Below are 12,589 nucleotides of genomic sequence, written 5' to 3' on the forward strand. Positions count from 1 at the left end.
TTCATGCACCATCACACCGTCAGGCGTACACACGCCCGTTTCGCCGTAGGCTGCGCCGCCGTGGCCGCGGCGGCGGCCCTGCTGTCCGGATGCGGCGGCGACTCCTCCGGCAGCACGTCGGACAAGGCGGCCGCCGCGTCGTCCGCGTCCCCGTCCAAGAACATGGGGGGCGGCATGTCCGGCATGGGCATGACCTATGGCGACCCGTCGGCCACCCCCGCCTACAAGATGCCCGGTGCGGAGGTGGTGAAGGGCGCGTTCAAGCTGCTGGACACCCGTCCGCCCGGCATGGACGACGTCAAGGGCACCGCCTGGCTGGCCCAGGGCGCGAAGGGCACCACGGTCACGGTGTCCCTGACCGGCCTGAAGCCGGGCCACCACTACATAGCCCACCTGCACGCCCAGCACTGCTCCGCCGACAACGGAGGCGAGCACTTCCAGTTCACCAAGGGCGGGCCGGCCAAGCCGCCGAACGAGGTGTGGCTGACTTTCACCGCCGACAAGTCCGGCAAGGGCATGACGACGGTGAACAACGCGAAGAAGACCGGCAAGGGCGCGGTCGCCCTCGTCGTCCACCCCGTGGAAGCGATGGACAACCGGATCGCATGCGTGGACTTCGGCTTCTGAGGGCGCCGGCCGCCCTGCTGGGGTGTCTGGGCGTGCTGCTGCTGTTCGGCGGCACGCCCGCCTACGCCCACACCGCGCTGAAGGACGCGACACCGGCGCCCGGCTCCATGGTCGGTACCGGTACCAGCGTCGTGGAGCTGACCTTCGCCCGGCTGAAGCCCGGCACCACCCCGAAGGTCAGCCTGACCGGGCCCGACGGCACCGCGGTGTCCGTCGGGCAGCCCCAGGTGGCCGACGGCTCCGTCACCTGCGCCGCCGTCAGCCCGCTGCGGGCGGGCGTCACCACCCTCACGTACACGGTCACCGCTTCCGACGGCGACACCCAGACCAACTCGTTCCAGTTCGAGGTCCTCGACGGCGCACAGGCGGTGACCGCTCCGGCTGCCTGCAAGTCCCTGAGCCTGTCGGCGCCGGCCACGGACACCGGCGCGAGTACGGGCGGCATGATCCTGGGGCTCGGCCGCGGCACGGCACTGGTCGTAGCAGCGGTTGCCGTTGTCGTGATCGTAGGCGGGGGCTTCCTCGCCGCACGTGTACGGCGCGGGGCACGGCCGACCGGCAGGAGGAGGGCCACCTGGTGAGACGGGAGCCGGTCTCGCCCGGGTCCTGCTCGCCCGGCGTCGCCTGAGAACAGATCGCGACCGGTGGTCCCGGCTCCGCACCGCGCGGGCCGGGACCGTCCGCGTCGACGGCCACCCCCGGCGCTCGCCGGCTCTTGGGAGGCTGGAATGATGGCGGCTGCCATGAACGTCCCGGTACGGGCTGCCGCCGATCTGAGACTGCTGAGAGCCTCCGTGTTCTCAGCAGTGTGCGTGGCGCTGGCCGCGGGCGGGCACATGCTCGCCTCGGGCACCGGGGTACCGCTGTGGTCCCTGGCGGCCGGCTGGGTCGCGATGCTGTGCCTCGTGGGTCCCCTGGCCGGACGGGAGCGGTCGCTGCCCGGCATCGCGCTCGCCCTGCTGGCTGGTCAGTTCGGTCTGCACCTGCTCTTCTCCCTCGGGCAGGGCTCCATGTCCGCCGCTCCGGGCGACGGTCCCAGCCGTGTGGTGGCGCTGGCCGAACGATTCCTGTGCGGTGCCGACGCGGCGCATCTCACACCGGAGCGTGCGGCGCTGATCCTGCGGCAGGCGCACATCGATCCGGGCCGGGCCCTCCCCGTCGCGCACGGCACGCCGGGCATGGCCGGCGTGGCGAGCCATGGTGGGCACGCGATGATGCTGAGCTCGATGTTCACTCCGCCGATGCTCGCCGCGCACGTGGCCGCCGCCGTCATCACGGGCTGGCTGCTGCGCCGCTGCGAGGTCGCGCTGTGGCGGGCCGTCCGGCTGCCGGCGTTGGCCGCGGATCATCTGGCCCGTCTCGCTCTGCTGCGGCGGCTGAGCGGCTTGCTCGCCATGGCTCGGCTCCTGGTGCGGATCACGGCGCTGCTGGAGCAGTTCGTGTCCGCATGCCTCCCGCAGCGGATAGATGACGGCGCCGCGCGGCAGCCACGGTCCGCCGTGCTGTGGACGTGCGCCGTCCGTCGGGGACCGCCCGCGATGGCTGCGGCGGTCTGAGCCGCCCTGCGCGCTCATGCGCCCAGGGCGGGACGCAGCCCGCCCTGGTGCCAAGGGTGAGACCCCCCTACCCCTCTTTCTTGCCTTCCCGGAGTTCACGGAGAACGGTCCTCACGGTCAGCGGACGCTTCGCGCTGCGTCCTGCCCGCCGCACGTCGGCTCTCCACCGCACCGGGTGTCTCACCTCGCCAACCCCCGCATGTGCGCCGCGCCCCTTCGGGAGCGAGCCATATGCCCCGCTGCCTCGCACGCAGGAGCCTCACGATGCACACCTTCACACCGCGCCGGACGGCCGCGACCGCGACCCTGCTCGTCGCCGCCGGGCTGGGCCTGACCGCCTGTGCCGGCGCGTCCGGCGACCAGCCGGCCGCCGTCGTCTCCACTCCGTCCTCCTCGTCCCCGCCCGGCACCGTCACCCTCGACACACCGGACGCCAAGCCCGCCCTGACCCTCACCGACCAGAACGGTCACCCCTACGACCTCGTCAAGCGGACCGCGGGCCATCCGACGCTGCTGTACTTCGGCTACACCCACTGCCCCGACGTGTGCCCGACGACGATGGCCGACATCGCGCTCGCCGCACGCAAGCTGCCGGCGGCGGGACGGCGTGATCTGCGCGTGGTCTTCGTCAGCACGGACCCGTCCCGTGACACCCCCCAGCGCCTCAAGCAGTGGCTCGGCGCGATCGACCCCTCGTTCATCGGCCTGACCGGCGACTTCGGCGCCGTGCAGAAGGCGGCGCGGACTCTGGGCGTCGGGATTTCCCCACCGGTGAAGCACAAGGACGGCACCGTGACCGTCAGCCACGGCGCGGAAGTCTTCGCCTTCTCCCCCAAGGACGACAAGGCCCACCTCTTCTACACCTCGGGGACCTCGGAGCAACGGTACGCCGCCGATCTGCCGAAGATCGTCAAGGGACAGACGCCGTGACCCGTTCCCTCGCCCACACCCGCCCCCACGCCCGTCTGTCCCGGGGACTGGCCACCGCGGTGCTGCTCGGCGGCACCGCGCTGACCGGCTGCTCGCCGTCCCCAGCGGCGGCCCCCGCCTACGACGAGCCGGTGCTGAAGGTCACCGGCGCCTACATACGACAGCCGCCCACGGCCGACATGGCCGCCGGGTACTTCACCGTCACCAACACGGGCCGGCAGCCGGACAAGCTCATCGGCGTGAGCAGCGACGTCGCCACCAACGTGTCGATGCACCGCACCACGGCCCAGGACCAGATGGAGCCGGTGAAGGCGTTCACCGTCCCCGCGGGCGGCAGCCTCGTGCTGCGTACCGGCGGCAACCACCTGATGCTGATGGGCTTCAAGAAGAAGCCGGCGGTGGGCGAGACGATCACCCTGCGGCTGCGCTTCGCCGACTCCGGCTCGATCACCGTCCGGGCGCCGGTCAAGCCGACGACCTACCAGCCCGCGAACTGAACCCCGGCGAGGGCTCGTCCGGGCGCCCGAACGCCTCGGCGGCCCCTCGCCCCACCCGGCATCCGATACTCCCGAGCTCAGACAGGCTTCCACATGCCCGAAGACACCACACGACATCACGAAGGACGCGGCGTCATCTCCCGCAGGCGACTGCTGGGCACGGCAGGCGCGGCGGGCACCGCAGGACTCCTGGCCGGAGCGGGCGGCGGCACCGCCACTTACGCCGCCGTGCACCATCCCACCCCGCTGACCGCCCTCGGCAGCACCGCCGTCCCTTTCCACGGCACCCACCAGGCGGGCATCACCACCCCCCTGCAGACCATCGGCCACCTCGTCGCGTTCGACCTGGCGCCAGGCGCCCGCCGCAAGGACGCCGCCGCACTGATGCGCCGCTGGTCGGCCGCGGCCGAGGCGATGACCCAGGGCCACCCGCCCGCCGCCGACGACCAGATCGCCCTCGACGCCGGACCCTCCGGACTGACCGTCACTTTCGGCTTCGGCCGCACGTTCTTCCCCAAGACCGGCCTCACCCACCGCGCTCCGGCCGCGCTCATGCCCATCCCCCGCTTTCCGTCCGACGCGATCGACCCGAAGATCAGCGACGGCGACCTGTGGATCCAGATCGGCGCCGACGACCCCCTCGTCGCCTTCCACGCCCTGCACGTCCTGCAGAAGGAGGCCGACGGCACAGCCGGTGTCCGCTGGCAGATGAGCGGCTTCAACCGCACGCCGGGTGCCACCGACCGCCCCAGGACAGTCCGCAACCTGATGGGCCAGATCGACGGCACCGGCAACCCCGCGCCCACCGACCACGACTTCACGGCCAAGATCTTCGTCCGGGACAGCCACCACGACGAGGCGTGGATGAACGGCGGCTCCTACGCCGTTGTGCGCCGCATCCGCATGCTCCTCGACCACTGGGCCGACCTCACCCGCACCGAGCAGGAACAGGTCATCGGCCGCCGCAAGACCACCGGCGCACCGCTGTCGGCACCCGCGGGCGCGCCCGAGACCACCCCCATGGATCTCAACAAGTTCACCTCCGACGGCTCCCTCGCCATCTCCGCCGACGCCCACATCCGCGTCGCCGCGCCCGAGTCCAACGACGGGGCCGCCATGCTGCGCCGCGGCTTCTCCTACCACGACGGCTACGACACCCACGGCCGACCGGACGCCGGACTGCTGTTCGTCGCCTGGCAGGCCGACCCCGCCTCCTTCATCAAGGTGCAGACCAAGCTCGACGGGGCCGACCACCTCACCCGCTTCATCCGCCACGAGTCCAGCGCCGTCTTCGCCGTCCCGGGCGGCGCCGCAACGGACCAGTACATCGGCCAACACCTGCTGGAGGGATGACATGCACGGTATGGATCACACCGGCATGCCCATGCACATGAGCGGGCCGATGTGGATGCCCACCGCACCACCGACCCTGGAACGGCTACTGGCCTGGCACCCCCAGCCACTGCCGGTGGAACCTCTCGCCTGTCTGCTCGCCCTGGCCCTCTACGGTTCGGCCGTATGGCGACTGCGGCGCCGCGGTGACCGGTGGCCGCTCCACCGCACCCTGCTGTGGACGACCGGCGTGCTCACCGTCGCCGAAGTCACCTGCACCGGCGTGGGCGGCTACGGCATGGGCATGTTCAGCGTCCACATGGTGCAACACATGGTGCTCTCCATGCTCTCCCCGATCCTGCTCCTGCTCGGCGCCCCCGTCACCCTCGCCCTGCGGGCCCTGCCCACCGCCGGGTACGGCCGCACCGGCCCCCGGGAGGTACTCACCCGGCTCCTGCACAGCCGTCTGGCGCGGGTGGTCTCCTCGCCGCTGTTCACCCTGCCGCTGTTCATCGCCAGCCTCTACGGGCTCTACTTCACCCCGCTGTTCGACCTCCTCATGGGCAGCTGGCTCGGCCACGAGTGGATGCTGGCCCACTTCCTGGTGACCGGCCTGCTGTTCTTCTGGCCCATCCTCGGCATCGACCCCGCACCCCGTCGCCCCTCCCACCTGCTGCGGTTGCTGGAGCTGTTCATCGGCATGCCCTTCCACGCCTTCTTCGGCATCGCCGTGATGATGTCCAGCACCCTCATCGCCGGTTTCTTCGCCCACCCCCCGGCCGCCTGGCACCTCAGCCCCCTCGCCGACCAGAACACCGGCGGCGGCATCGCCTGGGCCTTCAGCGAGATCCCCACCCTGCTCGTGCTGATGGCCCTGCTCGTCCAGTGGGCCGGCAGCGACCGCCGCACCGCCGCCCGCACCGACCGCCAGGCCGACCGCGACCACGACGCCGAACTCACCGCCTACAACGCCTACCTCACCCGCCTCGCCACCCGCGACAACTAATCCCCGAAAGGCCAGGCCACTGTCAGCGCCAAACGCCAGACCAGGCACGAGAAACAGATGGTCGTCGCCGAGTGAAACTGAAGAAGCGGGCGATCAGAATCGCCGACTGCATGGGGGGACGCCGCGGTGGCCAGTCGCCGACTCAAACCGTCCACACGCTCCCGGTCGCGGACAGCCGGGCCGCGCGGCAGACTCGCGTCCGGAGTGCTTCCAGTCGTGCGCCGACCAGCGTCTACACCGGCGGGCACTGGCCGGCCACCGTAGGCCGTCCAGTCGCGCCACCACCATCTGCGCGTCCGCTACGCGGTGCGGCCCAGGCGTCTGCCGATGGGCACAGGTGCGTCGGGGGTGCCCACCGTCTTCTCCTCAGACGGGTGCGGTCCGGCTGCTCGGCCGAACTGCTCACATCGCCAACACCATCGCGAGCATGCCGATGGCCAGCGACAGACGGCATGCCGTGCCAACCACCGGCGCCTGCCAGACACTGGACGAAGCACGGACCGGCCCACCCGGCACCGACGACGTGGTGGCGCATTCGACGGCCGACGCTGGCGCGAGCCGAGTCCCGACCCACAACACGTAGGGGGCGTAGTAGCCCAGCAACGCCAGGTTCACCAGGGGCGGACCCATCGTGGCGCGGCCGTGGTCCGTGCCCGCCATCGCTCCCGTGGTCGCGCCGCCGGCTGCGACCGCCATCAGAACCGCCATGTAGGCCATGGCCGCCGCATCGAGCGTGTGATGGAAACGGTGCGACTCGCCGCGGGCGAACAGCCCCGCCCGTACGGCGAGGGCGGTGAACAGCACCGCCAACACCACGGGCCCCCAGAGACCGGTCCTGTGGGCAAGGGCGGGGGCCGCCATGAGGGCCATCCCGACGCCCATCACCGCCTCGGCCCGTGCGGTACGACGCTCGCACCGCTCGTTCACCGGCCACGCTCTGGACCTCACCGCACACAGCACGCCCGTGGCCGTACCGAGGGCTGTCAACAGCCACCCCACCAACGGCGGCTCTCCCATGCGATCACCCCCGCCCTCCACCTTCCTCACCTTCCTCCGCGCGGCGGGGCGTACCCGGGCGCACGGAGGCAGGGCCCGCGCACAAGAGCCGCCACACACGTCGGGCGGTCGAGGGCCGCGGTTCGCGGCTGGGGCGATGGATTGCCGCGTCGGTCGGCGATTCCGAATCCGGTGTACCGCCCGTCGCTCAAGGCGGTCGCAGCTTCCGCCAACCCCCGCGCTGTGAAGCGCGATATCGACGCGGACACCTGGCTTGGGCCGAAGCTGGTAGGGGGCGCCTTCCCAGGGTGATCGTTCTTTACCCGGCACCGCCGAACTCCGTTCGGCCCCGCTCATCCACCAGGCCCCACAGCGCAGGGATCACACGGCGTACGCCCCGCCAACGACAGATGTCGCGGACGGGGCGCATTCCCTCGCCTTGGCTGAGACTCGGTGAATTACTCGACCGGGGCCCCGGTGGCGCGGCCCCGGAGGATAGCGAACGCCGCGGCGGCCAGGCCCAGCACGCCCACGGCCAGGCCGGCGATTCCGAGGTCGCGGGCGGTCGAGTCGCTGGCCGAGACGGTCGACGTGGAGCTGTCGGAGCTCTTCGCGCTCGTCGAGGTGCTGCTGGCGTCATCCGCAGCCTTGGCTGTGAGCTTCAGGACCGGCGCCGGGTTCTCCGGCTCCTGGCCGCCCTGGGCCTCCTCGATCCAGCGGACGATCTTGCCGTCGGAGTACGTCTGCAGGGTCTTGAAGGTCAGCTGGCCGGTGTCGTCGGGCAGCTGACCGAAGGCGACGTTGAAGTCCTCGTACTGGCCCGGCGCGATCTTTCCGCCGGTGAAGGTGACCTCGGAGACGGCGTCGGTGATGGTGCCGTCGTCGGTCTTGACGGGCGTCTTGAGCTTGGTGTTGGTGACCTGGGCGGTCCACCCGTCCTGCGGGTGGACCAGCACGCCGAGGACGGGGTGGTCGGTGGGCAGGAAGACCTGGACCTTGGTGGTGGAGGCGTTGTCCTCCTCGTTGGGGACACGGAAGGTCAGCACGCCGTCGGTGGCGCCCTTGGCGTAGCTGTCGGGGTGGACGGTGACGTGCGCCGAGGCCACGCCCGCGGCAGCGAGAAGTCCGGCCGCGGTCAGGGCCGTGACGGCGCCGGCGCGGCGCAGGGTGGTGCGGGTCCTGGACATGAGGTGAGGAATCTCCGTGGAGAAGAAGGGATGTCGGGTTCAGATCGCGTACGACAGCGCGTACGACATCCCGGGCGGCGGCCCGCGTCGGTGAACCGCGTACCTCAGCCGTGCCTGCCTGGGCGCCCACGGCTCACCTGCGGCCCGACGTGCCTGCCCCGGCCCGGGCGGTGCGCTCCACGCCCCGCCGGCCACCTGCCACCAGGCGGCAAGCCCCGGCACGAACGCGACCGCCCACCGCAGCAGCGACCACAGTGCCGCCTCACCGCGCCGCAGCCACCAGGTCAGCAGCAGGGCCGCCCCGGCATGCGCGGCGGTGGCGTGCGGTGTCAGTACATGGGGCGCCTGGGCCATCCGCATGCCGTGCATGACCATCGCGGCGTGATGGGGCTCGGCTGCGTGGAAGACGAGGTGCAACCCGCCCTGTGCGGCCAGGGTCCCCGTGCCGATGGCGGCCAGCGACCGCTCGCGGCCACCCAGCAGACAGCCGGCCGCGAAGACCGGCACGAACCCGGTGGCCTGCACCCACGCCGACGGCGCCATGCCCGTGGCCATGGCATGCCCTCCGGCGGCGAGCAGCACGCACAGCACGGCGAACACCGCCGCGCGCACGCTCCGCACCGCCAGGGACACACTCACGGCACCTGATGCTGCCACGCCCCCAAAGGATCTCTCCCCCGGCCCAGGCACACGCATCACCGCCCACGGACTCACACCTGGTCGACCTGCCTCCTCCTTACGAGTCGGGCGCGAGTGCCGTTCAGTTCCCAGTCACCTTGCCGAAATCGAAGCACCGGTAGCACTCCGAGGAGCACGGGCGCACACCCCGCCATCTCCGCGCCACCTGCACACGACAGCCACCTGCACACGACAGGGTCGCGCTTCCGCCGCATCCGCGCCGGGTATCCCCGGGACAGTCCCCCGCGGCCACCTGGCCGTCCGTTCCGTCCGGACACCGGAGTGCCGCACCCATGTCCACGGAGGTGGAGCATCATGACCGACATCAATGGGCTGGAACCCGTCGCCACGTTCTGCGGCAACTGCAGCTGCGGTTGTCCCCAACTGTTCGTCGACCCGGGCGCCCCCGACGACCGCCGCATCGTGCTGACCGACGACTTCGGCCAGCAGGTCCAGATGAGCGCCGACCGGTTCTCCTCGATCGTCGCGGACGCCAAGGCAGGCAAGTTGGACGGCATCGCCTGACCGACCGCCGCAGGGCAACGCGAAGGCGGCCCGCTTGGGCGACTCCCTGCTCCAGTCGCCACAGACACCGGACCGCCCGACCCTCGCGACCGACCGGGTGTTCAACGTCACACCAACGGCACGGGACTCACCGTTCCACTCAGCCGACAGCTGACGTGACACCCGTACGCCCCAGGAGCAGCCCCCAGGTCCGTCGAACCGCCCACCACCGCCCCACCCCGCCCGGTCGACGGTGCCGGTGACCCGACCCTGGGCCCTACTTCTGCGGCGGCTCCCTCGGCCCTGCGCACGGTGCGCCCGCTGGCGTTGCGCCTGCACTTCTACGCGGGCATGTTCGTCACCCCGTTCCTGCTCGTGGCGGCGGTCACCGGACTGCTGCACGCAGGCTCGTTCCAGGCCGAGAAGATCACGTCGTCGGCTACTACGTCCCGCTGCTCGGGATCCCGCTCGCCGGCTTCCTCGCGGTGGACACCGTCCTCAGCTGGATCCCACGCCGTCGTACCGGGCACGCACATTCCTGAGTGCCATACGTCCCCACCCATCTGTTCCTCACAGGGCCCGGCACTGAGCTGGGCGCACCCCTCCCATGCGTGCGCGATGCGTGAGCGCACGGTCCGGCACGAGACGTCATGAGCGGGATCGACCACGAAGCCCCGTGGCGCTGACCAGCTAAGACAGCACCACGCGGCAGCCTCGGACACCCCCCGGCAAGGATTCGATCCCACTCCCAAAGCGGGTGTCGCAGGTTCGAATCCTGCCGGGGGCACAGTGCCTGACCAGGCGCGATGCACCAGCAACGCCCCTCGGAAGTGATCTCCGAGGGGCGTTTTGGCCTTGCATGGGAACGAATGAGCACGCGCCGTCAGGCAGAGCCTGCAAGCTGCTCTGGATCTTTGCCGCACGCCCCGGCCGCACCCACGACTCCACGGCTGCCCGCCGCGACAAGATTGTCAAGCGTTCGAAGGCCGCGGGCCTCGGCGCGCTCACCGACCTCGGCGCGCACAAACCCGATGGCCCAGACGCATGCCAGGCTGCTGTCCGGCGACGGGCAGTCGCTGACGCAGGTTCCGGCCCGGTCCGTTCCGGGGGTGTGCACTACCACGACGCCGCCAGGCCGGTTTTACTCCAGCAGCGCATCCAGGCCGGCCGGTCGGTCGGGGCGCCGGTCTTCTTGTCCGTGAGCGCGTGCTCGCTCGGGATCCCGAGGCCGGCCATCGCGGCCGGCTGCCGGCCGAGGGACTGCCTCGTGGTCGAGAGGAGGCAGTGGCCGGGCAGCACCAGGGAGTTCGGGTCCCCGGGGTCAGGCTGGAACCGTGCCGGAGGTCAGCCCCGTTACGTGGTGTCGGACCGGTGGTTGTGGGCCGGCTGGTGAAACGCCGCGTCCTGCGGCTCCATGGTCGGGAGCCGCAGGACACGGGGGTGCTCCACTCCCATGGGAGCAAAACAGCCAACGCGATTACACCCAGAGCGCGGTCAGGCTGCCTATCTTGAAGTAGGGGTCGTGGGACAGGATGCTGATCGACGGGCCGTTCTTTTCGTCGGTGGCCACCGCTACCCACGTGACGCCGCCGGACCATTCGGTGACCCAGTCCGTCGCGTTCACGCCGCCTTGCTTGGCCGCGACGACGCCGTCGCCCAGGACCGCGATCAACGGGCCGTTCCTTTCGTCGGTGGCCACCGCGATCGACGTGGCGTCGGATTCGGTGACCCACTCCGCGCGCAGGTCACCCTGCTGGGCGGCCGCCGTCTCAGGCGGCCGCGCACAACAACCATGAACGATTCCTCAGTTCTCTCGCTCAGCCCGCGCCGGTCGGCAGCGGGCGACAGCGCAAACAGGTCGACGGCAGGCGGCCCCCCGTCGGCGGCCCGGCGTGCGTGCTGCCGACGGGCTTGCCATCGGCCCCTGCAAGCGACCTGGTCATCTCCGAACCCCGGCCAGGGGATGACCGGATGACGACCTCATCCCTGTTGGTCCATCACCGACCCGTCCGGACGGCGTTGCGATGACCGCTCTCCGGGCGGACAGGTGGCAGCCCCGGTGCCGTCACCGCCCCAGCGGGCTCAAGGCGACCGTTCGCCATCACGCACCCGCTCCGAAGACGCCGGCCACCCCAGCCGGTGACGCCTCCGTGCTGCGGCCCCGATGCCGGGTCCGCCCACCGCGATACCGGCCATCACCGACATCAACTCCTGATTTCCGGATCTCCTTCGGCGTTCCGGGCCGACTCCCTGATGAGGCTCCGTACTTTCAGCCGCTCGTACGCGCCTGCGCCCGCTTCGAGAACGGACGGCTCGTCGCGCGCACCGGGACTCTCGCGGCATGCGGATCGAGCGGGGTTGTTCGGTCACGCGGGTCGCCGCGTCCGCAGGGCCCAGTCGAGGGCGTCGTCCGCGACGGCTTCCCAGCCGGGGTGGAGGCAGGTGCCGTGGTCACGACCGGGGTACTCCCGGTACTCGGTGAGCGCGGCGGACCGGCGGTAACGGCGGTGGGTCTCGCGGACGACCGCCGCCGGCACGATGTGGTCGGCCGTGCCGGCCACCAGCAGCAGCGGGGCGCGGTCGGAGTTGCCGAATCCGAGAGCGGTGGCGGCGCGGCCCGCGGAGGTGAAGTTGGCGAAGCCCGCCTGGAACAGGGGCCGGCCCACGCCGGCTACCGCCCATCGGGCACGCTCGGCGGCGGCCTGGTCCGGCGAGACCGTGTTGGCGAAGGCGTAGTGGAACTGGCGGTCGGTGAGCTTGACGGTGCGGTGCCGGTTGGCGGGGTTGGCCAGGACCGGCCGGGTGGCCCGCAGGGTGGACAGCGGCAGACGCAGGACGCCCTTGGCCGGGGCGGGGTGGAGGGCGACGCCTGCGGCCCCGAGCCCGCGGTCGAGGAGGATCTGAGTGACCAGGCCGCCGAAGGAGTGGCCGATGATGACGGGCGGCCCGGCCAGGGTGCGCACGAACGACTCGTAGTGGTCGGCGATCTCCCGCACGCCCAGGCCGGCTGGGGCCCGGTCGTGGTCGAGCGGCTCGTGCAACTCAGAGATGCCGGGCCAGGCCGGGGCGTGGACCGTGTGACCCTGGACGCCGTAGCGGTCGATCCAGGGCTGCCAGCTGTGCGGGCTCAGCCACAGGCCGTGGATCAGGACGATGGACTGCGGGGACATGGCTCTCACTCTCTCCTCCAAGACAGACAGGTCTGTCTCATGTAGAGTGAATGTGCGCCCGGTCGGCTGTCAAGCGATGAAACAGACCTGTCTGTTACGTTGGCGG

Annotated in this window: 14 protein-coding genes; 8 read left to right on the forward strand and 6 right to left on the reverse strand. The window is 71.2% G+C overall.

Going from position 1 to position 12,589, the window contains the following annotated elements:
- Nucleotides 1-3: 3 nt before the first annotated feature.
- From AC5WRT_RS01090 to AC5WRT_RS01120, 7 genes are all read left to right on the forward strand, one after another.
- The gene (locus AC5WRT_RS01090) at nt 4-627 is read left to right on the forward strand and encodes a superoxide dismutase family protein (RefSeq protein WP_496091723.1); all 624 of its coding nucleotides are present in this window, start codon (nt 4-6) and stop codon (nt 625-627) included.
- Entirely contained in the window at nt 606-1,208 is a 603-nt protein-coding gene (locus AC5WRT_RS01095) for a copper resistance CopC family protein (protein WP_496091724.1), read from the forward strand. Before AC5WRT_RS01090 ends, AC5WRT_RS01095 begins: the two co-directional genes overlap by 22 nt.
- Nucleotides 1,209-1,370: 162 nt before the next feature.
- On the forward strand, nt 1,371-2,183 hold the full coding sequence (locus AC5WRT_RS01100; protein WP_496091725.1) for a hypothetical protein: 813 nt from the start codon (nt 1,371-1,373) through the stop codon (nt 2,181-2,183).
- A 264-nt stretch (nt 2,184-2,447) separates the two neighbouring features.
- Nucleotides 2,448-3,113, forward strand: a complete 666-nt coding sequence (locus tag AC5WRT_RS01105) for an SCO family protein (RefSeq protein ID WP_496091726.1) — start codon at nt 2,448-2,450, stop codon at nt 3,111-3,113.
- Nucleotides 3,110-3,610: a copper chaperone PCu(A)C gene (locus AC5WRT_RS01110; protein ID WP_496091727.1), complete on the forward strand. Its 501-nt coding sequence runs from the start codon at nt 3,110-3,112 to the stop codon at nt 3,608-3,610. Before AC5WRT_RS01105 ends, AC5WRT_RS01110 begins: the two co-directional genes overlap by 4 nt.
- A gap of 93 nt (nt 3,611-3,703) precedes the next feature.
- The gene (gene efeB, locus AC5WRT_RS01115) at nt 3,704-4,963 is read left to right on the forward strand and encodes an iron uptake transporter deferrochelatase/peroxidase subunit (RefSeq protein WP_496091728.1); all 1,260 of its coding nucleotides are present in this window, start codon (nt 3,704-3,706) and stop codon (nt 4,961-4,963) included.
- 10 nt (nt 4,964-4,973) lie between these two features.
- Complete coding sequence (locus AC5WRT_RS01120; RefSeq protein ID WP_496092000.1) at nt 4,974-5,948, forward strand: cytochrome c oxidase assembly protein; 975 nt, start codon at nt 4,974-4,976, stop codon at nt 5,946-5,948.
- Between the two features lie 402 nt (nt 5,949-6,350).
- Here the strand turns inward: AC5WRT_RS01120 and AC5WRT_RS01125 are convergent, their stop codons facing one another.
- The 3 genes from AC5WRT_RS01125 to AC5WRT_RS01135 all read right to left on the reverse strand — a co-directional run bounded on the left by AC5WRT_RS01125 (nt 6,351) and on the right by AC5WRT_RS01135 (nt 8,770).
- Nucleotides 6,351-7,301 carry a DUF5134 domain-containing protein gene (locus tag AC5WRT_RS01125; protein ID WP_496091729.1) on the reverse strand — a complete coding sequence of 317 codons (951 nt, stop codon included), beginning with the start codon at nt 7,299-7,301 and terminating at the stop codon, nt 6,351-6,353.
- A 101-nt stretch (nt 7,302-7,402) separates the two neighbouring features.
- Nucleotides 7,403-8,131 carry a YcnI family copper-binding membrane protein gene (locus tag AC5WRT_RS01130; RefSeq protein ID WP_496091730.1) on the reverse strand — a complete coding sequence of 243 codons (729 nt, stop codon included), beginning with the start codon at nt 8,129-8,131 and terminating at the stop codon, nt 7,403-7,405.
- A gap of 39 nt (nt 8,132-8,170) precedes the next feature.
- Nucleotides 8,171-8,770: a hypothetical protein gene (locus AC5WRT_RS01135; RefSeq protein ID WP_496091731.1), complete on the reverse strand. Its 600-nt coding sequence runs from the start codon at nt 8,768-8,770 to the stop codon at nt 8,171-8,173.
- Between the two features lie 354 nt (nt 8,771-9,124).
- On the opposite strand from AC5WRT_RS01135, the gene AC5WRT_RS01140 reads away from it, so the two are divergent.
- Complete coding sequence (locus tag AC5WRT_RS01140; RefSeq protein WP_496091732.1) at nt 9,125-9,334, forward strand: hypothetical protein; 210 nt, start codon at nt 9,125-9,127, stop codon at nt 9,332-9,334.
- Between the two features lie 320 nt (nt 9,335-9,654).
- On the opposite strand, the gene AC5WRT_RS01145 is transcribed toward AC5WRT_RS01140, so the two are convergent.
- From AC5WRT_RS01145 to AC5WRT_RS01155, 3 genes are all read right to left on the reverse strand, one after another.
- A complete protein-coding gene (locus AC5WRT_RS01145; RefSeq protein ID WP_496091733.1) occupies nt 9,655-9,843 on the reverse strand; it encodes a hypothetical protein in 189 nt (62 codons plus the stop codon).
- Nucleotides 9,844-10,790: 947 nt separating this feature from the next.
- Nucleotides 10,791-11,012, reverse strand: a complete 222-nt coding sequence (locus tag AC5WRT_RS01150; RefSeq protein WP_496091734.1) for a hypothetical protein — start codon at nt 11,010-11,012, stop codon at nt 10,791-10,793.
- Between the two features lie 667 nt (nt 11,013-11,679).
- Nucleotides 11,680-12,483 (reverse strand): alpha/beta hydrolase, encoded by an 804-nt coding sequence (locus tag AC5WRT_RS01155; RefSeq protein ID WP_496091735.1) that lies wholly within the window; start codon nt 12,481-12,483, stop codon nt 11,680-11,682.
- Between the last annotated feature and the right edge of the window lie 106 nt (nt 12,484-12,589).

This window comes from Streptomyces sp. NTD91 (assembly GCF_059510455.1).

Coding starts and splice junctions, on each gene's coding strand:
- AC5WRT_RS01105 (WP_496091726.1), top strand. CDS start 2,448: ATGCACACCTTCACACCGCGCCGGACGGCCGCGACCGCGACCCTGCTC.
- AC5WRT_RS01120 (WP_496092000.1), top strand. CDS start 4,974: ATGGATCACACCGGCATGCCCATGCACATGAGCGGGCCGATGTGGATG.
- AC5WRT_RS01155 (WP_496091735.1), bottom strand. CDS start 12,483: ATGTCCCCGCAGTCCATCGTCCTGATCCACGGCCTGTGGCTGAGCCCG.
- AC5WRT_RS01090 (WP_496091723.1), top strand. CDS start 4: ATGCACCATCACACCGTCAGGCGTACACACGCCCGTTTCGCCGTAGGC.
- efeB (WP_496091728.1), top strand. CDS start 3,704: ATGCCCGAAGACACCACACGACATCACGAAGGACGCGGCGTCATCTCC.
- AC5WRT_RS01140 (WP_496091732.1), top strand. CDS start 9,125: ATGACCGACATCAATGGGCTGGAACCCGTCGCCACGTTCTGCGGCAAC.
- AC5WRT_RS01100 (WP_496091725.1), top strand. CDS start 1,371: ATGAACGTCCCGGTACGGGCTGCCGCCGATCTGAGACTGCTGAGAGCC.
- AC5WRT_RS01095 (WP_496091724.1), top strand. CDS start 606: ATGCGTGGACTTCGGCTTCTGAGGGCGCCGGCCGCCCTGCTGGGGTGT.
- AC5WRT_RS01130 (WP_496091730.1), bottom strand. CDS start 8,131: ATGTCCAGGACCCGCACCACCCTGCGCCGCGCCGGCGCCGTCACGGCC.
- AC5WRT_RS01125 (WP_496091729.1), bottom strand. CDS start 7,301: ATGAGCGGGGCCGAACGGAGTTCGGCGGTGCCGGGTAAAGAACGATCA.